The sequence below is a fragment of the Allobosea lathyri genome, from assembly GCF_900108245.1.
Lineage (GTDB): Bacteria > Pseudomonadota > Alphaproteobacteria > Rhizobiales > Beijerinckiaceae > Allobosea > Allobosea lathyri.
Genome location: NZ_FNUY01000005.1, coordinates 146,805 through 166,656, shown reverse-complemented (window position 1 = coordinate 166,656; position 19,852 = coordinate 146,805). Strand labels below are relative to the sequence as shown.

Annotated in this window: 22 protein-coding genes; 18 read left to right on the top strand and 4 right to left on the bottom strand. The window is 64.8% G+C overall.

Annotated elements, in window-relative coordinates:
* The first annotated feature begins 45 nt into the window (after positions 1-45).
* The 4 genes from C4S73_RS13725 to C4S73_RS13710 all read left to right on the top strand — a co-directional run bounded on the left by C4S73_RS13725 (position 46) and on the right by C4S73_RS13710 (position 4,147).
* A complete protein-coding gene (locus tag C4S73_RS13725) occupies positions 46-942 on the top strand; it encodes a 2-dehydro-3-deoxygalactonokinase (protein ID WP_160115768.1) in 897 nt (298 codons plus the stop codon).
* Entirely contained in the window at positions 939-1,847 is a 909-nt protein-coding gene (locus C4S73_RS13720) for a ribokinase (RefSeq protein WP_103873066.1), read from the top strand. Before C4S73_RS13725 ends, C4S73_RS13720 begins: the two co-directional genes overlap by 4 nt.
* Before the next feature lie 140 nt (positions 1,848-1,987).
* Positions 1,988-2,512: a retropepsin-like aspartic protease family protein gene (locus C4S73_RS13715; protein WP_103873065.1), complete on the top strand. Its 525-nt coding sequence runs from the start codon at positions 1,988-1,990 to the stop codon at positions 2,510-2,512.
* Positions 2,513-2,647: 135 nt separating this feature from the next.
* Positions 2,648-4,147 (top strand): phosphomannomutase/phosphoglucomutase, encoded by a 1,500-nt coding sequence (locus C4S73_RS13710; protein ID WP_103873282.1) that lies wholly within the window; start codon positions 2,648-2,650, stop codon positions 4,145-4,147.
* 16 nt (positions 4,148-4,163) lie between these two features.
* Here C4S73_RS13710 and C4S73_RS13705 read toward each other — a convergent pair whose 3' ends face one another.
* The 3 genes from C4S73_RS13705 to C4S73_RS13695 all read right to left on the bottom strand — a co-directional run bounded on the left by C4S73_RS13705 (position 4,164) and on the right by C4S73_RS13695 (position 6,214).
* Positions 4,164-4,889: a TadE/TadG family type IV pilus assembly protein gene (locus C4S73_RS13705; RefSeq protein WP_103873064.1), complete on the bottom strand. Its 726-nt coding sequence runs from the start codon at positions 4,887-4,889 to the stop codon at positions 4,164-4,166.
* The gene (locus C4S73_RS13700) at positions 4,793-5,404 is read right to left on the bottom strand and encodes a TadE/TadG family type IV pilus assembly protein (RefSeq protein WP_160115767.1); all 612 of its coding nucleotides are present in this window, start codon (positions 5,402-5,404) and stop codon (positions 4,793-4,795) included. Before C4S73_RS13700 ends, C4S73_RS13705 begins: the two co-directional genes overlap by 97 nt.
* 276 nt (positions 5,405-5,680) lie before the next feature.
* A complete protein-coding gene (locus C4S73_RS13695; protein ID WP_103873062.1) occupies positions 5,681-6,214 on the bottom strand; it encodes a pilus assembly protein N-terminal domain-containing protein in 534 nt (177 codons plus the stop codon).
* Positions 6,215-6,628: 414 nt separating this feature from the next.
* Between C4S73_RS13695 and C4S73_RS13690 the strand changes: the two genes are divergently transcribed.
* The 9 genes from C4S73_RS13690 (at position 6,629) to C4S73_RS13650 (ending at position 15,383) form a co-directional block, all read left to right on the top strand.
* Complete coding sequence (locus tag C4S73_RS13690; protein ID WP_103873061.1) at positions 6,629-6,802, top strand: Flp family type IVb pilin; 174 nt, start codon at positions 6,629-6,631, stop codon at positions 6,800-6,802.
* A gap of 154 nt (positions 6,803-6,956) precedes the next feature.
* Entirely contained in the window at positions 6,957-7,469 is a 513-nt protein-coding gene (locus C4S73_RS13685; protein ID WP_103873281.1) for an A24 family peptidase, read from the top strand.
* 129 nt (positions 7,470-7,598) lie between these two features.
* Positions 7,599-8,375 (top strand): Flp pilus assembly protein CpaB, encoded by a 777-nt coding sequence (gene cpaB, locus C4S73_RS13680; protein ID WP_103873060.1) that lies wholly within the window; start codon positions 7,599-7,601, stop codon positions 8,373-8,375.
* On the top strand, positions 8,372-9,802 hold the full coding sequence (locus tag C4S73_RS13675) for a type II and III secretion system protein family protein (protein WP_103873059.1): 1,431 nt from the start codon (positions 8,372-8,374) through the stop codon (positions 9,800-9,802). The genes cpaB and C4S73_RS13675 overlap by 4 nt, the downstream gene beginning before the upstream one ends.
* Before the next feature lie 34 nt (positions 9,803-9,836).
* Positions 9,837-10,580, top strand: coding sequence for a CpaD family pilus assembly protein (locus C4S73_RS13670; RefSeq protein WP_103873280.1), 744 nt, complete (start codon positions 9,837-9,839; stop codon positions 10,578-10,580).
* A complete protein-coding gene (locus C4S73_RS13665; RefSeq protein ID WP_103873058.1) occupies positions 10,580-11,845 on the top strand; it encodes a CpaE/TadZ family protein in 1,266 nt (421 codons plus the stop codon). The genes C4S73_RS13670 and C4S73_RS13665 overlap by 1 nt, the downstream gene beginning before the upstream one ends.
* Before the next feature lie 87 nt (positions 11,846-11,932).
* Positions 11,933-13,390 (top strand): TadA family conjugal transfer-associated ATPase, encoded by a 1,458-nt coding sequence (locus tag C4S73_RS13660; RefSeq protein WP_103873057.1) that lies wholly within the window; start codon positions 11,933-11,935, stop codon positions 13,388-13,390.
* Positions 13,391-13,417: 27 nt separating this feature from the next.
* Positions 13,418-14,395 carry a type II secretion system F family protein gene (locus C4S73_RS13655; RefSeq protein WP_103873056.1) on the top strand — a complete coding sequence of 326 codons (978 nt, stop codon included), beginning with the start codon at positions 13,418-13,420 and terminating at the stop codon, positions 14,393-14,395.
* Positions 14,396-14,405: 10 nt separating this feature from the next.
* On the top strand, positions 14,406-15,383 hold the full coding sequence (locus tag C4S73_RS13650; protein WP_103873055.1) for a type II secretion system F family protein: 978 nt from the start codon (positions 14,406-14,408) through the stop codon (positions 15,381-15,383).
* Positions 15,384-15,516: 133 nt separating this feature from the next.
* Here C4S73_RS13650 and C4S73_RS13645 read toward each other — a convergent pair whose 3' ends face one another.
* On the bottom strand, positions 15,517-16,404 hold the full coding sequence (locus C4S73_RS13645) for a tetratricopeptide repeat protein (protein ID WP_146071353.1): 888 nt from the start codon (positions 16,402-16,404) through the stop codon (positions 15,517-15,519).
* Positions 16,405-16,518: 114 nt separating this feature from the next.
* Here C4S73_RS13645 and C4S73_RS13640 point away from each other — a divergent pair, with 114 nt between their 5' ends.
* The 5 genes from C4S73_RS13640 (at position 16,519) to C4S73_RS13620 (ending at position 19,852) form a co-directional block, all read left to right on the top strand.
* A complete protein-coding gene (locus tag C4S73_RS13640) occupies positions 16,519-17,904 on the top strand; it encodes a leucyl aminopeptidase family protein (protein WP_103873278.1) in 1,386 nt (461 codons plus the stop codon).
* An 80-nt stretch (positions 17,905-17,984) separates the two neighbouring features.
* The gene (locus C4S73_RS13635) at positions 17,985-18,338 is read left to right on the top strand and encodes a MarR family transcriptional regulator (protein ID WP_103873054.1); all 354 of its coding nucleotides are present in this window, start codon (positions 17,985-17,987) and stop codon (positions 18,336-18,338) included.
* Between the two features lie 46 nt (positions 18,339-18,384).
* On the top strand, positions 18,385-19,257 hold the full coding sequence (locus C4S73_RS13630; protein WP_103873053.1) for a C40 family peptidase: 873 nt from the start codon (positions 18,385-18,387) through the stop codon (positions 19,255-19,257).
* Positions 19,258-19,317: 60 nt separating this feature from the next.
* On the top strand, positions 19,318-19,575 hold the full coding sequence (locus C4S73_RS13625) for a type II toxin-antitoxin system ParD family antitoxin (RefSeq protein WP_103873052.1): 258 nt from the start codon (positions 19,318-19,320) through the stop codon (positions 19,573-19,575).
* Positions 19,565-19,852, top strand: coding sequence for a type II toxin-antitoxin system RelE/ParE family toxin (locus tag C4S73_RS13620; RefSeq protein ID WP_103873051.1), 288 nt, complete (start codon positions 19,565-19,567; stop codon positions 19,850-19,852). Before C4S73_RS13625 ends, C4S73_RS13620 begins: the two co-directional genes overlap by 11 nt.

Sequence of the window (19,852 nt, the reverse complement as noted above, 5' to 3'; positions counted from 1 at the left end):
AGGTTACGCGCGGCCGGAACGATGCCGGCGAGCCGGAGCTTTGCCATGCCTAAACCCCTGATCGCACTTGACTGGGGCACGACCCGCGCCCGCGCCTTCCTGATTTCCGAGACGGGCGAGGTGCTTCAGCGCCGGGTGGCCGATCAGGGCATCCAGTCGGTTCCAGCAGGCGGCTATCCGGCTGCGTTCGAGGCGCTCGCAGGCGATTTTCGCCGCGCCCGTCCCGATGCCGCTGTTGTTCTCGCCGGCATGGTCGGCAGCCGCAACGGCTGGGTCGAGGCCGCCTATGTCGCCTGCCCCGCATCGCCGGACGAAATCGCCGCAGCGGGATTGCCGGTCACGCTTGCCGACGGCACATCTGCGACCGTGCTGCCGGGCCTGAGCTGCGATGACGGCGCCTTCGACGTGATGCGCGGCGAGGAGACGCTGATCGTCGGGCTGGGGCTCGAGGACGGCATCGCCTGCCTGCCCGGAACGCATTCGAAATGGATTGAGATCAGGGACGGCCGGATCGTCCGCTTCGCCAGCTTCATGACCGGGGAGGTTTACGGGCTGCTGCGGCAGCATTCGATTCTGGCGCGCCTCGCCGAGGAGCCGGCCGGCGATGATGCGGCTGTCGGCGCAAGCCGGGGGCTCGCCGCAGCCAACCGCCCCGGCGGGTTGCTGAACACGGCCTTTTCCGCCCGTACGGAGGTTCTGGGCGGGCGTATGAAAGGCGGCGAGGTCGGCCCCTATCTTTCGGCCTTGCTCGTCGCTCACGAGATCGCCTCTGCGGCGGCGCTGTTTGGCCGGCAGCAACCGGTCCATCTCGTCGCCGACGGTGTGCTCGCGGAGAGCTATTCCGCTGCGTTCGAGGCTGCCGGCCTGCCGATCGCGATCACGACACCCGAAGCCGCCTTCATTGCCGGCGTTACCCGTCTCGCCGCAGGGCTCGCCTCATGATCGTCGTCTTCGGTTCGATCAACGTCGATCTGGTCACGCCGGTCGAGACCTTGCCAGGTGCCGGCGAAACCGTGATCGGTCCGAGCTATGCGCTTCATCCCGGTGGAAAAGGCGCGAACCAGGCGCTGGCCGCCCGGCGCTACGGCGCCGAAGTCGCGCTTGTCGGTGCCACCGGGCGTGACGATTTCGCCCGCACCGCGCTGTCGCTGCTGGCGGCCGATGGGGTCGATCTCACCCATGTCATCACCGTCGATGCGCCGACGGGCGCGGCCTTCATCGCCGTCGATGCTGATGGCGCCAACCAGATCGTCGTCGCGGCCGGCGCGAATGCCCATGCGAAAGCCGATGTGCTGGAAGGCATGGCGCTCGGTGGCGACGATATCCTGCTGCTCCAGCGCGAGGTGCCAGAGCAGGAATGCCTTGCTGCAGCGCGCTTGATGAAGCGGGCGGGGGGCCGCGTCATCCTCAATCTGGCGCCGGCGGGGCCGCCTGATCCGGCCTTGCTCGGCAGCGTCGACGTGCTCGTCGTCAACGAACATGAGGCACTGATCCTGGCTCAATCGCGGGGCTGGCCGGAGCGCGAGCCCGACGAGATCGCGCGGCGGGTCGATTCCGAATGCGGCGTCATCTGCATCGTCACGCTCGGCGCGGCCGGCGTGGTCGGCTGGCAGGGCGGAATGCGGCGCCGCCTGGAGGCGCCCAAGGTCGCGGTCGTCGATACGGTCGCGGCAGGGGATAGTTTCACCGGAGCCTTCGCCGCGGCGCTTGCCGCGGGGTTTGGCCTGTCAGGCGCACTCCAGCGCGGGCTCGCCGCCGGGTCGCTTGCCTGCACCAGTGCCGGCGCGCAGCCCAGCGTGCCCAGCCATGACGCGATCGAGGCGATGGTCGGCGAATCCTTCCTTTAGGACAAGCTGGCGTTAAGCCTGTTCCCGTCGGAGCGCCCGCGCATGCGGCGAAACGCTGGATTCTGGCGACGATCTTCACCCTTCGTCAGGATAGGGCACGCATCGTGCCGGCATCCGCAGGGGTGAGGAAACCGGGCAGCATGGCGCAAAGACCGATCATTTGGGCGCTAGGCATCGCCGCAACGGTCGTCGTCAGCGCGCTGTCCTATAGCGAGCAGCTTGCGCAGGGCTTCGGCGAAGAGCGCCCGAGCGTCGCATCCGTGACGACCACGGCCAAGCCGGCCTCGACCGCACGCCCCACCCTCACGGTCGCTGCCGACTATCGTGGCCACTACATGGTCCACCCGACGATCGACAACTACCGCGTCAAGATGATGGTCGATACCGGCGCAAGCATCGTCGCGCTGACGGCCAGCGATGCACGCGCGTTGGGAATCGGAGCCAATACGGGCGGACGCAAGATCATGCTCAGCACGGCCAATGGCGTCGTGGCGGGAACGAGCGTCATGCTCCGCGAAATCCGGCTCGGAGACATCGTCGTGCGCAATGTCGAGGCCGTGGTGCTTCCGGCCGGCGCGCTCCAGACGAGCCTGCTCGGCACCTCCTTCCTCGGCAAGCTGCAAGGCTACGAAGTGCAGACCGGGAGAATGGTCCTGCGCGGCTGATCTCGCTGGTGCAGCATCGGGCGTTCCCAACGGCATGACGATCGGTTAAGCGTGGAACATGTCGCGTCAAGGTCGCGATCGACGTTTCCTATGGCCGCCTTCCCGTTCAGCACGCTAGCCCGCATGGATCGCTTTATGTTCCCCAAGCCGCTGCCCGAACTCTTCCCGAACACCTTCGACTACGAGTCGCTGCCGATGGTGAAGCCCACGGGCTTCCGCGAGTACGATGCGCGCTGGTTCTTCGGCAAGGAACTCAATCTGATGGGCGTCCAGGCCGTCGGCATGGGGCTGGGCACGCTGATCCGGCGCATGGGCGTGAAGCCCGAGATCGTCACGGGCCACGACTTCCGAGGCTATTCCTCGTCGATCAAGATGGCGCTGGTGACCGGGCTGATGGCGGCCGGCTGCAAGGTTCACGATATCGGCCTGTGCATGTCGCCGATGGCCTATTTCGCCCAGTTCGCGCTCGATGTGCCCTGCGTCGCGATGGTCACCGCCTCGCATAACGACAATGGCTGGACCGGGATCAAGATGGGCGCCCAGCGTCCCGTCACATTCGGGCCCGGGGAGATGGGCCAGCTGCGCGACATCGTGCTGGCCGGCGAATTCGAGCTGGTCGGCGGCGGTTCCTACCAGTTCGTGCCGGATTTCCCGGCAGTCTACATCAAGGACCTGACCGATCGGCCCAAGATCAAGCGCAAGCTCAAGGTCATCGCCGCCTGTGGCAACGGCACGGCCGGCGCCTTCGCGCCGCAGATCCTCGAAGCCCTGGGCTGCGAGGTGATCCCGATGGATGCCGAGCTCGACCACACCTTCCCGCGCTATAATCCCAATCCCGAAGACATGAAGATGCTGCACGCCATGGCCGATGCCGTGAAGCAGCACGGCGCCGATGTCGCGCTCGGCTTCGACGGCGACGGCGATCGCTGCGGCGTCGTCGACAATCATGGCGAGGAGATCTTCGCCGACAAGATCGGCGTCATGCTGGCCCGCGACCTCGGCAAGCTGCATCCCGGCGCGCAGTTCGTGGTCGATGTGAAATCGACCGGGCTGTTCGACACTGATCCCGAACTGCAGCGGCTGGGCGTCAAGACCGATTACTGGAAAACCGGCCACTCCTACATCAAGCGCCGGGTGCGAGATCTCAACGCGCTCGCCGGCTTCGAGAAATCAGGCCATTTCTTCTTCAATGCACCGGTCGGGCGCGGCTATGACGACGGCGTCGTCACCGCGATCGCCGTGATCGACATGCTCGACCGCAATCCCACCAAGTCGATGGCCGATCTTTACGCCGCCGTACCCAAGACCTGGGGCACGCCGACCATGGCGGCCAAATGCGCCGACGAGATCAAGTATCAGGTCGGCGATCGCGTCGTGAAGCGCATCGAGGCGATGCGGGCCAAGGGTGAGATGATCGCCGGACAGCCGATCCGCGACGTGATCACCGTCAACGGCGTGCGCGTCGTCAATGCCGATGGGACATGGGGGCTGGTTCGGGCCTCATCGAACAAGCCGGAGCTGGTCGTGGTCTGCGAGAGCCCGGTCTCGGACGCCCGCATGCGCGAAATGTTCGCCGCAATCGACGGGGTGCTGCGTGAAAACCCCGAAGTCGGGGATTACAATCAGACGATCTGATCGCGCCCCCGGCTGCTCAGTTGAAGCCGGGGCATAAGGCTTTACCGACTCGCTCCACTTGCTCGACATTGCCGGTGCCGCCGATCTTGCCGACGCGCGGGCGCATGTAGATCGGCGTGTCGCCGATCTTGATCGTGCCGGTGATGATGTAGCCGACCAATGGTTTGAAGTCGTAGCTGGCTCGCGTCATGACGATCGAGGTGTTGGGAATGCGCAGGTCGGCTGGCAGGTCGATCGCCGCGCCCCGCGCCGGCACGGTGGAGTTGCGCTGCTCGCTCCAGCAGACGCGCGCGACACCGCTGTTGTCGACCACGACATTGGCGATCGACATGCGAGCGGCCACATCCGTGAACGGCAGCATGATAGTCTGGGCCGCGTCGAAGATGTTGGTGACCTCGCCGTCGGTGACCGAGGGCGCTTGGGCGGTCAGGTCGGCCAGCGCCCGGGTCAACTGCGTGACCTTGCGGTCGATCATGATGCCTTGTGCGACTTCGACGATGCCGAAGTAAATCGTCACCATCGCCGGAAGGATCATGGCGAATTCGACGACGGCGACGCCACGGCGATTGCCGATAAAACGTTGCGCGAGGCGGCGGAGCGCGGCGCGGTTGCGACGAAGCGAGAATGCGCGTGCCATCTCCGCCCTCACGTTGCCGGGGCTGCGAAAGGCTCGGCGCGGAATACCGCCGTCGCGATGATGCCACGTCTTCCACCGCCGATATTGACCAGTGCCGTGCTCCATTGGGTGAAGAACAGCTTGTAGTCGAGCACCGCGCGTACGACGACGACCTGGCCGGCCTGTGCGGCGTTGTAACCGAAGCCGGTTGTGTTCAAGGCGCCGCCGGCGACGGGATTGCTGCTGCTGGTGCCGGTTTTGGCATTGGCGAAAGAGGCATAGGCTCGCGAGTCGATGGTCAGTTTGCTGCAATCGATCAGGCCTGTTGGAGCCAGGGCGCAGACGTCGTTGCGAAAGGCGGCGGAATTGGCCGCGCCGTCCCCTTTGTAGCGCGTCAGGGCCTGGCCGGTCAGCAGCCTGCGCGAAGCCTGCGTCAGAGCCTCCTCGAGGATCTGGCTCGTCCAGAACATCAATGCCGTCTCGAGTATCGCGAACATCAGCATCAGGAATGGCGTCAGGACGAGCGCGAATTCGACGATGGTCGCGCCATCCTGCGAGCGCTTGAATCGATCGAGCAAGCGGCCTATGGCGCGGCGGGTGCGCGGCGGTTCCAGCTCATCCTGGGCCGGGAAAGATGTCATTCCGTCAGAATTCCGGTTGTCGCTTCGCAGATGCGCGCCGCAATCGACACGGCGCCAGCCCGTTGGAGGCCCTTTCATAGGGGAAAAGAATTTCCGATCCGTTATGCCGGCATTCCCATGGGAATTGCGGGCGTTAGCGGATGATTCACCTTTTCGGCGGGACCTCGCGAGAGCGCCGGCCCGTGCTGTTCGGGGCGAATTCCGAAGTTGCGCCTTATCAAGGAAGTTGCGCCGTATCAGGTTTGAATCCCGTACGCGCGAGGCGCGCTTCGCGCCCTATCGGCTCGAGCCGCCCGTTGCCTGCGAGTTGCGGCTTGCGGCCTGTGCGCCGACTTCGCCGAAATAGCGCTGGACGTCGCCGAGCTGGGCAGACGGCTGGCAGACGGGGGTGCAGGAGTAGCTTTCGCGTTCGAGCCCGCGCTGTACCGTCAGGATCGAATCGGACGCGCCACTCACGCGTACGAGCGACTCCGCCAGCAAAGCGCCGCTGGAATCGAGCGCGATCAGATTGGTGACGCCGAAGCTTTTGCCGGTCACGACCATGACGCCGTTCTTCTGAACCGACACGTCGGCGATAGCGGGGTTGCCGACAATGACTGTCTGCGCCTTTTCCGGGAGACGGACGACCTTCGCATGGTCGACCATGACAACGACGCTCTCAGGGCTGGACGCAGGATTGGCGGGCTGTGGAGCCGCGCCCGCGAACGTGACACCAGCTGCCAGAAACAGTCCGGAGGCGGCCGAGATGGCGAGCGCCGTCCATGGCGAGCGGGGGCGACAATGCCGTGCTGCAGCCTGGAGAGTGAACATGGCGACGCCTCAAGATTTCTAATCCCCGTAGGTAAGCGCAAAATGATGAATCAAACCCTAATCATGTCGGATCGAGGGATTTGTCCGGAGTGCAAGGTGGCAGCCTGCAAGGCAGATGCTGGTCGCTGGGCGCCGAAGATCGGATCGCCTCGCGCTATCGAGAAGCTTATCAGCTTCACGATCACGATATTATATTGGTTTCGACTTGTCCCATTCCCTGCGGAAGGGAAGAGGCTCTCTATTCGATTTCATAAATTCCCGGTTAACCATCGAAACGATGTTCGCGAAATCCGGCGAATTCTTCTATTCGTTTAACTGATCGGCAAGATGGGCGCGGTAATGTCCATTTGTCGCTGACCGAAGCCGCTTCAGAGCGAAGGCAGCCGTCAAACCGTGATGTAACAGGAGATCGACATGACCAACGTTTTCGCTCGCTTCGTCAAGGATGAGTCCGGTGCTACCGCCATCGAGTACGGCCTGATCGCCGCCCTGGTCGCCGTCGTCGCCATCACCGGCATGACCACGCTGGGCACCAAGCTGAGCGCGCTCTTCACCGGCATCGCCGGCAAGCTGACCGCCCCGGCGTGATCGAGTAATTGGACAGCTGCAAGGCTGGCCTTCCAGGAACGCCCCGGCCTGGCCGGGGCGTTCTGCGTTTGATCGATCGATCATGAATGGCCGCGGTAAGGCTTTGGTCAGGCGGGTGGTTCATGATGCTCCCGTGCAAATCTGGATGGATCCGATGTCCCTTTCGCTGATTGCCCTGCTTGTCGTTTTCCCGGCCGCCATGGCCTATGCGGCGGCCAGCGATCTCGTCTCGATGACGATCTCGAACCGCGTCTGTCTGATCCTGATCGCGACGTTCGCGGTCTGCGCCGTTCTGCTGGGCCTGAGCTGGACCGAGATCGGCTGGCATCTGGCGGCGGGAGGGCTCGTCCTGGTCGTGTGTTTCGGCTTTTTCGCGGCCGGCTGGATCGGCGGCGGCGATGCCAAGCTCGCTGCCGCGACGGCCCTCTGGTTCGGCTTCGACCAGCTGATGCCCTATCTCACATTTGCCGGCATTGGCGGCGGCGTGCTGACGCTTGCCATACTGCAGCTGCGCGCCGGGCCGCTGCCGGCCATGGCGCAGAACTGGAGCTGGGCGCGCCGCCTTCACGCGGCGAACCAGGGTGTTCCCTATGGCATTGCCCTGGCTTTTTCTGCCCTCTTCGTCCTGCCCGATACAGCTCTCTGGCATGCCGCGATCGGGATCTGAACCTCGGACGGACCGAAAGCGACGGGGCTCAGGCCTAAAAAAAGATACGTCCGATTAACCATAAGTTGACGATTCCGACTGCACGATCCTCTCCGAGAGCCAACAGGGTTTGGCTGAGGGTCAGTCGCAATGAGTCCCGCCCGCATCATTATCCTTCTGGTCGCGCTGGTGGCCGGCATAGCGGCGGCGGTGATTGCCCAGCGGCCGTCCGATGCGCCTGCGCTCGTCACCAAGTTCGAGGCCGCGCCGACGGTTCCCGTCCTCGTCGCAGCCGCCGACATTCCTGTCGGCAATACGGTTTCCGCCAATGACCTGCGCTGGCTCGACTGGCCGGTCTCCAGCGTGCCAGCGGGTATCGTGCGCAAGGATGAGACGCCCGAAGCCGAACACGAGCTGATCGGCCAGCTCGCCCGCTACGCCATTCTCGGCGCGGAGCCCATCCGCCGGGAGAAACTGATCCGGACCGACGGCACCGGCTTCCTGTCGGCGGTCCTGCCGGCCGGCATGCGTGCCATCGCCATCAGCACCGACAGCCGCGGCGCGAATACGGCTGGCGGCTTCATCCTGCCCAATGACCGTGTCGACGTGATCCGCACTTTCAAGGAGGAGAGCAACGGCGGTCAGGCTACCAACTACGTCAGCGAAACGATCCTCTCGAATGTCCGCATTCTCGCCATCGGCCAGAACGTGCAGGAGCGGAATGGCGAGAAGGTCGTCGTCGGCGAGACCGCGACGCTGGAGCTCGACCCGCGGCAGGTCGAAGTCGTCACCGAAGGTCAGCGGACGGGGACGCTCTCGCTCGCGCTTCGCAGCCTGAAGGATGCCGCCCAGGTCGGGCGGCCCTCCGAGGAAGGCTCCCTGACCCTCGTGCGCTTCGGCGTCACCAGCAGAAGCGCGAAACCATGACCGTCGATCGAATCCTGTTGTCTGCGGCCTTTGCGCTGGCATTGACCGGCGAGGTGCTCGCCCAGTCGACCAGCCCCGCGCCGGTTCTGAATGTCGAGGCGAGCGATCATGCGATCAGCCGAAAGCTCGATCTCTCGATCGGGCGTTCGCTGATCGTCGAACTGCCGCGCGATGCGAAGGAAGTCTTCGTCGCCAATCCAAAGGTGGCGAATGCGGTCGTGCGCTCGGCGCGCAAGCTCTTCATCATCGGCATTGCCGACGGCTCGACCTCGATGTTCGCCATGGACGCCGAGGGCCGCCAGATCTCGGCGCTCGAGATCGTGGTCGGGCGAGACCTGAATGTCCTGCGCCAGACCCTGCGCACCGCACTCCCCCAATCCAGGATCGAGATCAAGCCGGCAGGAAATTCGATCCTGCTCATCGGCAGCGTGCCGAATGCTTCCGAGGCGACCCAAGCCGTCGACATCGCCAACGCCTTCGTCGGCATTTCCGACAAGACCGAAACCAAGGGCGCGGTGATCAACTCCCTGACGATCCGCGGCCGCGACCAGGTCATGGTCAAGGTCGTGGTCTCCGAGGTCGCACGTAGGGCGATCAAGCAGCTCGGCATAAATTCGACCGGCGAGTGGAAGCTCGGGAATTTCTCGATCACGCCATCGATCGACAATCCCCTCTCGCTGTCGCCGCAGGCTCTGTCGGCGACGGCGATCGGGGCCGGGATCGGTAACTCGACGAACTTCACCTTGCGGGCGCTGGAGCGCTCCGGCATGTCCCGCGTACTGGCGGAGCCAACCGTGACCGCGATCTCGGGCGAGAGCGCGAAGTTCACGGCGGGTGGCGAGGTGCCCGTCCCGACCGGCTATAATTGCGATCCGGTGACGCGCATCTGCACGATTGGCATTCAGTACAAGCCGATCGGCGTCGCCTTGAACTTCACGCCGATCGTGCTCTCCGACAACAAGATAAGCATGCGCATCGCCACCGAGGTCACGGAGCTCGATTTCGAGAATCAGATCGTCCTGCGCGGCCTCGGTAACCAGACCGTATCGGTGCCGGCCTTCCGCGTCCGCAAGTCCGATACGACGGTCGAGCTGCCCTCCGGCGGCACGCTGGCGACAGCAGGCCTGATCCAGCGTGTTTCCAAGCAGTCGATCAATGGCTTCCCCGGCCTGATGAACCTTCCGATCTTCGGCACGCTCTTTCGCTCGCGCGACTATCAGCGCGAGGAAACCGAGCTGGTGATCACGGCGACGCCTTATATCGCCAAGCCCATGGAGCCGAACCAGGTCCAGCGGCCCGACGACGGTTTCGTCGATGCCCATGATGCCCAGGCCATCCTGCTGGGTCGTTTGAACAAGATCTACGGGACCAGCAGTGGGCCGCTGCCGCAGGCCTATAAGGGCCGCGTCGGCTTCATCGCCGATTGATCGCGCCGGTGCACGCATGAGGGATGGCTGGACGATGATAGCTCGCACACACAAGAAGAGCAGAGCCGGGCTCGGAAGCCTGGCGCTCGTCCTCATGACGGGGACCATGCTCGCCGCCTGCGCGGGCAAGGGCGACACCACCGCGTCGGTGACGCCAATCGATGTGCGTGAACGCCATCCGATCGTGCTGCGCGATGCGCCGCGCTCGCTCGACGTGTTCGTCGGGCGCGCCGGCGGTTCCCTGGATTCCCGGCAGGCCGAGGACGTCCTGGAATTCGCCAAGGAATATCGTCGCTCGGGCCGAGGCGGTCTCGTTGCGCAGGTGCCGTCGGGCGCCAGGCGCGAGATGGCGGCGCACGACACGCTGAACGGTGTCCGTGCGGCGCTGGCTCGCGGTGGCGTTTCGCCGGGCTCGCTGTCTGTCACGACCTATCCCGTTGCAGATCCCAATCTCGCCTCGCCGATCCGGCTGACATTCGCATCCCTGCAGGCCGTGCTGCCGCATTCCTGCGGCCAATGGCCAAAGGATCTCGGTGTTTCCGACTTCAAGGAAAGCGCCTCCAACGAGCCCTACTGGAATTTCGGCTGCGCCACCCAGGCGACGTTCGCGGCTCAGGTGGCCGATCCGATCGATCTCGTCAGGGCGCGTAGCGAAGGGCGGCCCGATATCGTGAAGCGCATGGCCGCGATCACCAAGATCCGGGATGGCAAAGATCCGTCGACCCAGTATCGGCAGTCGACGCCGCAGATCAATTCCGCCGTCGGCGGGGCGCAGTGATGGGCGCCGAACAGGATTTCGAGACGCGTGCCGCCGACATCGCCGGCGAGGACGTCATCGCGCCGCTTCCGCGCATCACCTTGCAGGCCTTCTGCGAGACGCCAGGCGTTGCGGCAACGATGCAGGCTGCCATTGCCGACCGGCGCATGGACAAGGCCCATGCACGCGTCCAAATGGGCGGCCCTGCCGCGGCCGTGGAGGCGTTCCGGTCCGCACCGACGCCCAATATCATAGTGCTCGAGACCGTCTCGGATCCGGTCGTGCTGATCAGTCATCTCGATGCACTCTCAGAGAGCTGCGACGCCGGCACGAAAGTGGTCATCATCGGCCACGTCAACGATGTCCAGCTCTATCGCGACCTGATCCGTCGCGGCGTCAGCGAATATCTGATCGCGCCGCTCGGCACGCTTGATGTGCTGCGCACACTGTCGGAACTCTATGTCGCCCCGAGCGCGCGCAATCTCGGCCGCATCATCGCGGTCATGGGCGCCAAGGGCGGCGTCGGCGCGTCCACCGTGGCGCATAATGTCGCCTGGGCGATCGCCCGCAATCTCGATGCCTCCACCGTGATCGTCGATCTTGACATCGCTTTCGGAACGGCCGGGCTGGATTTCAATCAGGACCCGCCGCAAGGCATTGCCGAAGCCGTCTTCGCGCCCGAGCGCCTCGACTCCAACATGCTCGACCGCCTGCTCTCGCGCTGCAGCGACAATCTCGCGCTGCTGGCAGCTCCGGCGATGCTCGACCGCACGCTGGACCTCCAGGAGGAGGCGTTCGAACAGCTCTTCGATCTCCTGCGCCAGAGCGTGCCCTGTGTCGTGCTCGATGTGCCGCATATCTGGAGCGGCTGGGTCAAGCGCACCATGATCAGCGCCGACGAGATCGTCGTCGTGGCCGGCCCGGAGCTCGCCTCGCTGCGCAACGCCAAGAACCTGATCGATCTGGCCCGGGCGCACCGCCCCAATGATTCCGGCGCGCGGCTCGTCCTGAACCAGGTCGGCATGCCCAAGCGGCCCGAGATCGACGCGGCCGAATTCGCCAAGGCGCTCGGGGTCGAGGTCCTGACATCGATCCCCTTCGACGCCCAGCTCTTCGGCACGGCCGCCAATAATGGCCAGATGATCGCGGAGGTGCAGGCCAACGGCAAGGTCAGCGAAGCCTTCGTTCAGATCGCCAGCGCCTTGACCGGCCGCGGCGAGGCCAAGCGGAGCAAGCGCAGCCTCTTCGAGCCGCTTGTGGCGAAGCTGAAGCGCCGCAAGGCTTAGCGATGAAGCGAGTTCGCACCCGCACCAGCGCGGACTGCCAGGCTGGTTGGCTTGTGGCCGCGAGAGCGGCTGCGAAAGAGGGTTGAAATGTTCGGAAAGCGTTCTTCCGGCGCGGGCGCGATCCCGGCCCTGAACCTCAAGGCTCCAGCCGCGGATGCGGCTGTCGCGCGGCCGCGTCAGGTCGAACCGCATCCGGGCGTGAACGAAGCGCGCAAGGCGGCTCCGGTCGTTCCGGTCGAGGTGCCGCGGTCCGACGAATACTATCAGATGAAGAGCATGATCTTCGGGGCTCTGATCGAGGCGATCGACCTCTCTCAGCTCGCGAAGCTCGACGGCGAATCCGCGCGGGAAGAAATCCGCGACATCATCAACGAGATCATCTCGCTCAAGAATGTCGTGCTGTCGATCTCCGAGCAGGAGGAATTGCTCGACGACATCTGCAACGACGTGCTCGGTTACGGCCCGCTCGAGCCGCTTCTGGCGCGCGACGACATCGCCGACATCATGGTCAATGGCGCAACACGCACCTTCATCGAAGTCGCCGGCAAGATCACCCTCACCAACATCCGCTTCCGCGACAATGCGCAGCTGATGAACATCTGCCAGCGCATCGTCAGCCAGGTCGGCCGTCGCGTCGACGAAAGCTCGCCGATCTGCGACGCGCGCCTTGCCGATGGCTCGCGCGTCAACGTCATCGCGCCCCCGCTCGCCATCGACGGTCCCGCGCTCACCATTCGTAAGTTCAGGAAGGACAAGCTGACGCTCGACCAGATCACCAGATTCGGCGCGATCTCGCCGCCGGGCGCGGAAATCCTGAAGATCATCGGCAAGGTTCGCTGCAACATCGTCATCTCCGGCGGTACCGGCTCCGGCAAGACGACGCTGCTGAACTGCCTGACCAACTATATCGAGCATGACGAGCGCGTCATCACTTGCGAGGACGCAGCCGAGCTGCAGCTCCAGCAGCCCCATGTCGTGCGCCTCGAGACGCGCCCGCCCAACCTCGAGGGCACCGGCGCGGTCACCATGCGCGATCTCGTCAAGAACTGCCTGCGGATGCGTCCAGAGCGGATCATCGTCGGCGAGGTGCGCGGACCCGAAGCGTTCGACCTGCTTCAGGCGATGAACACCGGCCATGACGGCTCCATGGGCACGCTGCACGCCAACACCCCGCGCGAATGCCTCAGCCGTATCGAATCGATGATCACGATGGGTGGCTTCACGCTGCCGTCAAAGACCCTGCGGGAGATGATCTGCTCGTCGATCGACATCATCATCCAGGCCCAGCGCATGCGTGACGGTTCACGTCGCATCACCCACATCACGGAGGTGATGGGCATGGAAGGCGAGGTCATCATCACGCAGGACCTGATGACCTACGAGATTCTCGGTGAGGACGCGGCCGGCAAGCTGATCGGGCGTCATCGCTCGACCGGTATCGGCAGGCCGCGTTTCTGGGAGCGCGCCCGCTATTTCGGCGAGGAACAGCGGCTCGCCGCCGCGCTCGATCTGCTCGAAGAGCAGGGAGAAGTCCATGCGGCGTAACGGCTGGATCTCGGCGGAGCGGATATCATGGATCTGAGCGTCATCGCCGTCATCGTGCTCGCAACGCTTGCTGCGGGCGGCGTTGCCTATGCGCTGTTCTATCCGCTGCTCAGTGGCCAGACGCGGGCGGAGAAGCGCCGCAAGGATTTTGCCAGCCCGGTCGCCGCGCGCGGTATCGATCGCGAGGCCCAGGCACGCGCCAAGCGCGGCCAGGTCGCCCAGAGTCTGAAGGAAATCGAGAACCGCGAGAGCGCGCGCAACAAGATCTCGCTGGAGACGCGCATCGCGCAGGCTGGGCTGAGCTGGAGCCGGAAGAAATACTTCGTCATCAGCGCGATTCTGTCAGTCGTCACCGGTCTTCTGCTGCTCCTGGCGACCGGCAACACCATCATGGCCGTCGCCGGGCTGGTCATCGGCGGCCTCGGCATGCCGCCCTGGTTCCTCAAACGCTGCAAGACGCGCCGCCTGAAGAAGTTCGGTATCGAGTTTCCCAACGCGATCGACATCATCGTGCGCGGCATCAGGGCCGGACTGCCGTTGAACGACTGTTTGCGGATCATCGCCAGCGAAGCGGCCGAGCCGGTCAAGACCGAATTTCGCCTCATCATCGAAAGTCAGGCATTGGGTCTGCCGCTCACCGAGGCGGCGTCCAAGTTGTTCGAGCGCATGCCCTGCGCCGAATCCAATTTCTTCGGCATCGTGCTCGCGATCCAGCAGAAGACCGGCGGCAACCTCTCGGAGACACTGGGCAACCTCTCGCGCGTCATCCGCGAACGGCGCAAGATGCGCGACAAGATCCAGGCTGTTTCGATGGAAGCCAAGGCCTCCGCCGCCATCATCGGTTCGCTGCCTCCGGTCGTGGCGCTGCTGGTCTGGTTGACCAGCCCGAAATACATCGAAATTCTCTGGATTTCACAGGCCGGCAAGTTCGCGCTCATCGTCAGCGGCATCTGGATGCTGATCGGCGTCCTGATCATGCGCAAGATGATCAACTTCAGCATCTGAGGCGGCACGCATGATCAGTCTGATCGCCGAGAAAATGACCGACAGCCAGTTTCTGCTGGCCTTGCTCGTCGCCATTGCCGCAGCGGCGACCGTGCTGACGATCGCAATCCCGTTGACCGAAGGAAACAGCCTTCACAAGCGCATGAAAAGCGTTGCGACCGAGCGCGAAAAAATCAGGGCGCGCGAACGCGAGCGTCTGGGCCGGCAAAAGGACAGGGTCTCGCTGCGCCAGGAGCCAAAGGAGTTTATGCGCCGCATCGTCGATCAGCTCAAGCTGGGCGACTGGCTGGGTACGGAGACCGCTAAGAAGCAACTCGCCATGGCCGGTTATCGTGGCCAGCAGGCGGAGGTTGGCTTTCTGTTTTTCCGGCTGGTGGCGCCGATCGCCTGCATGCTGTTCACCGCGTTCTACGTCTTCACGATCAATGATTTCGGCCAGTCCGTCACGATCAGGATCGCGATGGCGATCGCTGCGGCCTATCTCGGCATCAAGGCACCGGAAATCTTCCTGTCCAACCAGATCGGCAAGCGTCAGGCTTCGATGAAGCTGGCTTTCCCCGATGCGCTCGACCTGCTGCTGATCTGCGTCGAATCCGGCATGTCGATCGAGCTTGCCTTCCGCAAGGTCTCGACTGAGATCGGCGGCCAGTCGGTGCCGCTCGCGGAGGAGTTCGCACTCTGCACGGCGGAGCTGTCCTATCTCACGGAGCGCAGGCAGGCCTATGAGAACCTGACGCAGCGCACCGGCCTGGAAGGCGTCAAATCGGTCTCGACGGCCCTGATCCAGGCCGAGCGTTACGGCACGCCGCTTGGCACGGCGCTCCGGACGCTGTCTCAGGAGAGCCGTGACCAGCGCATGATGCTGGCCGAGAAGAAGGCTGCATCCCTGCCGCCGAAGCTGACGGTGCCAATGATCCTGTTCTTCCTGCCCGTGCTGTTCGTGATCATCATGACGCCCGCCCTGGTTCAGGTCTTCAAATGGGAATGAGGTAAGGCCGCCACCATCGTCGCCGGAATGGGGCAGTGACGTTCATCCAAACCAGAAGGGCCGGAACATGTGTTCCGGCCCTTCTGGTTTGGCATGGCAATCCGGCACCTGTCAGCGCGCGCCGAAATCCCGTTTAGCCCTGAGGAGGTTCGTCGGGATTAGCCTCGGGCACCCTTGCGGCAGCGGTGGATGCTTTCGGCTTGGCCTTGGGCGCGCCGCCCTTCAGCATGTCCCAGCTATTCTGCTGGCTGACGCTGCGCTTGAGATAGGCGATGGTGGCGGCCGCTTCCGCCGGGCTCTGATCCTGCCGCGCCAGCGTTTCCGCTTCGGCGAAGCGGCCTTGCAGGCCGAGTACCAGCACGAGGTTCTGGCGTACGCGCGGGTCGCGGCTTCCTGCTGTGACGGCTTCGCTCAACACGCGCTCCGCTGCGGGGAGTTGTTTGGAGAGCGCGAGCGACAGGCCGAGATTGGACATCACGGTGGGCTCGCCCGGTGCGAGCTTGAGCGCTGTCTGGTAGAGTTGCTGGGCGCGGGCGTGCTCGCCGAGCTGGTCGGCTACGGTGCCTTGTGCCGACAGGATGCGCCAGTCGGGCCGCTCCGGCGAATGGGCACGCGAGAGCACGTCATCGGCCTCCTTCAGCCGGCCATTATCAGCCAGCGAGCGGCCATAGGCTCCAAGCATCTCGCGGTCCTCGGTATGGACCAGCACCGCGCCCTGGAGCACAGCGAGTGCCTGCGCGTTCTGGTCCAGCGCACGCAGCGCGCGCGCATAGTAGAATGCGGCGTTGCGATCCTTGGAGTTGGCCTCGTAGCGCTTGCCCCAGCTCTCGCTTTCGGCGTGCCATTGAGCGGTCGTGCGCGGCTGGTCGGCGCTGCGGCTGATCGAGCCCGTGACGTCGCCGGGACCGGCGCGGCTCTGGCAACCGGCCAAGGCGAGCGCAGCGATACCGACAGCGAGACACAACCCGGAGCGGCGGGCGCGCAGCGAGGGCGCAAGGTGCGGGAGAGGCGCTGAAGACATGGGCCGAATTGCCTTGCCACAATGGAAACTGGTTGCTTCGGTGATAAAACGTTAACCCTAATGGATCCTTAACCGGCCGCCGCCGTCTCCCTTCCAGATCGGGTGTTTCCCTCCGTGCACAGCCTCCTTGCCGCCCCCTCGACCGCCGCCATTCCCGTTCACATCGTCTCGAAGACCTCATGGCCCACGCTGCTGGAAGCGCTTGCGCCGCCGGGGCGCAGCTTTGCGCAGGCGCAGGGCTTCAGCGCGCGGCCGGGCCAGCATCTTGTCCTGCCGGATGGCTCCGGGGCTGTCGCGGCGGTGCTGCTCGGCGTCGAAACTAGCGATGCGCGTCGGCGCGATCCTTTCGCGCCCGGCCGGCTCGCGGCCCTGCTGCCTGCCGGAGACTATGCGCTATCAGGCGAAATCGACGATGTCGGCCTAGCGGCGCTCGGCTGGCTGCTTCAGGGCTATCGTTTCGATCGATATCGCAAACATAGCCCCGCCACGGCGCGGCTCGTCCTGCCCGAAGGTGCCGATGGCGAGGAGCTGAGCGCGATTGCCGGCTCGGTCGCGATGGCGCGCGATCTGGTCAATACGCCGGCCAACGATATGGGCCCTGCCGAGATCGAGGCCGCGATGCGCGAACTTGCGGTCGAGTGCAACGCGACCGTCACGAGCATCGTCGGGGAGGACCTGCTCTCGCAGAATTTCCCGATGATCCATGCCGTCGGCCGCGCCTCGCCGCGTGCGCCGCGCCTGATCGATCTGGTCTGGGGCGATCCCGGCCATCCCAGGGTGACGCTGGTGGGCAAGGGCGTCGCCTTCGACACCGGCGGGCTCGACCTCAAGCCGTCTGCCTCCATGCTGCTGATGAAGAAGGACATGGGCGGCGCGGCCGCAGCGATTGCGGCCGCCCGCATGATCATGCTGGCGAAGCTGCCGGTGCGCCTGCGCCTGCTGGTGCCGGCGGTGGAGAACGCGGTCTCGGGCTCGGCCTTCCGCCCGGGTGATGTGCTGGCCAGCCGCAAGGGTTTCAGCGTCGAGATCGGCAACACCGACGCCGAAGGCCGCCTGATCCTGGCCGATGCGCTTGCACTCGCCGACGAAGATACGCCCGAACTGCTGATCGATTACGCGACCCTGACCGGCGCCGCACGCGTCGCACTGGGGCCGGAGTTGCCGCCCTTCTACAGCCATGACGAGGGGCTGGCGGCCGAGATCGCCCGGCTTGGCATGGCGGTGAACGATCCCGTCTGGCGCATGCCGCTCTGGCCGGCCTATGATGCGTTGCTCGACTCCAAGATCGCCGACCTCAACCACGTTTCCAGCGGCGGCATGGCCGGCTCGGTCACGGCTGCGCTCTTCCTGAACCGCTTCGTCGAGAAGGCGGGATCTTACGCCCATTTCGACATCTATGGCTGGAACCCGTCCGCCAAACCCGGCCGTCCAGAGGGCGGCGAGTGTCAGGCGGCCCGGCTGACCTATGCCCTGGCCAGGCAGCTTTACCCTGCCGGTTAAGCCTCTTCGCCGAAGGCGATTGCGCTGACCTGCCGGGGCGATAATGATACGGACCCGTAACGATCGGGATTCACGTATTCATGCCCTTGGAGATCAGGCCCTCGCAGGCGCTTAGGCTCTGGCGGCAGGTGCATCTCGATCTGGTGCGGGATGGTCAGGCCGACCTCTCCGCCCGCCAGACCGCGATCCTGCTGACGATCTATCTCGAGCTGCCGCCGCATACGGTGAGGGGGCTCGCCCAGCAGCTCGGCGTCACCAAGCCGGTGATCACGCGCGCGCTCGACACCATGGGCAAACTCGGGCTCGTCACGCGCAAGCGCGACGAGTTCGACCGCCGCAATGTCGTGATCCAGCGCACGGTCGCCGGCGCGCTCGCGGTCGAGCGCCTGGCCGATCTCGTCACCGAGCGCGCGAGGGAGCTGGGCGGGGGGTGAGGCGGCGGCGCTTCTGGTGTTAACCCGCTCAGGCTAGATTGGCCCGATGACAGCGATTCTCGACCGCCGCACCACGCCGGCCCGCCCCGATCTCGCCGCCCGCCACCTGCTCGGTCAGGTCGAGGCGCGAGCCTTCGTCGATTCGAAACCGATGCGCGTCGTCGTGCCCTCGGCGCCGCTGCGCCGGGAACCGCGCCCGGACGCGCCGCTCGACACCGAGGCGCTCTGTGGCGAGGAGGTCGACCTCTATGAGAGTTTCGAGGGCTGGGCCTGGGTCCAGCTCCGTTCGGACGGCTATGTCGGCTATCTCCCCGACGATGCGCTCCGCCCCGGTGCAGCCGCACCGACGCATCGCGTCAGCGCGCTGCGGACCTTTGTCTATCCCGGCCCCTCGATGAAGCTGCCTCCACTTGCCGCAATCTCGCTGGGAGCGGGCGTCAGCGTCTCCCACGAGGCGGGCGATTTCGCCGTGCTGTCGGAGTTTGGCCGTTTCTCGACCGGCTATGTCTTCGCTGGCCACGTCGCACCGCTCGCCACGGCCGAGACCGATTTCGTCGCCGTTGCAGAGCGTTTCCTGAACGTCCCCTACCTCTGGGGCGGCAAGACCAGCCTCGGGCTCGACTGCTCCGGCCTGACGCAGCTTGCGCTCGCGGCCGCCGGCATCGCCTCCCCACGCGATTCCGACATGCTGGAGGCAGCGCTTGGTCAGCCCGTGGCCTTCGATGACAGCCTGCGGGACCTGAAACGCGGCGATCTCGTGTTTTGGAAGGGCCATGTCGGCATTCTGACAGACCCGGACACCCTGCTCCACGCCACCGCCTATACGATGAGCGTCTACAGCGAGCCCCTGCGCACGGCCCGCGACCGCATTCTGGCGAAGAGCTTCGGCGCGATCACGAGCATCAAGCGGCTGAGCTGACCCAATATTGGCAAACTTTGCCAAATATGTGAAACTCGTTCTCTTGAACGGAGATTTCGCATGGCGACGATGAATGTGTCCTTGCCGGCCCCGATGAAGGCGTGGGTCGAAACGCAGGCTGAAGGCGGGCGATACGGCAATGCCAGCGATTACGTGCGCGATCTGATTCGGCGCGATCAGGAACGCCAGAACAAGATCGGTGAATTCCAGCGGCTGGTCGACGAAGGCCGCGCCAGCGGAAGCGGGACACGAAGCCTGGCTGAGATCCGTCAAGGCGCACGCAAACGCGCCAAAGACCTGGGTCTCGATGGCGCTTAGGCTGACGCGGCAGGCGGAACAGGATCTCGACGACATCTATGTCGACAGCGCCGGCCAATTTGGCCTGCGCCAGGCCGCGCACTACGGCGACAGCCTGGATGCTTGTCTCAACTTGCTTGCGACACATCCTTTCATGGCGCGCGAGCGAACGGAATTAACCGGGTCGGTGAGAGTGCACGCCCACGGGAGTCATCTCGTTGTCTATGAGATCGAGCGCGGCGATGTCGTGGTTCTGCGCGTCCTGCACCAGCGCTGCGATTGGGAAGGGATGATCTGA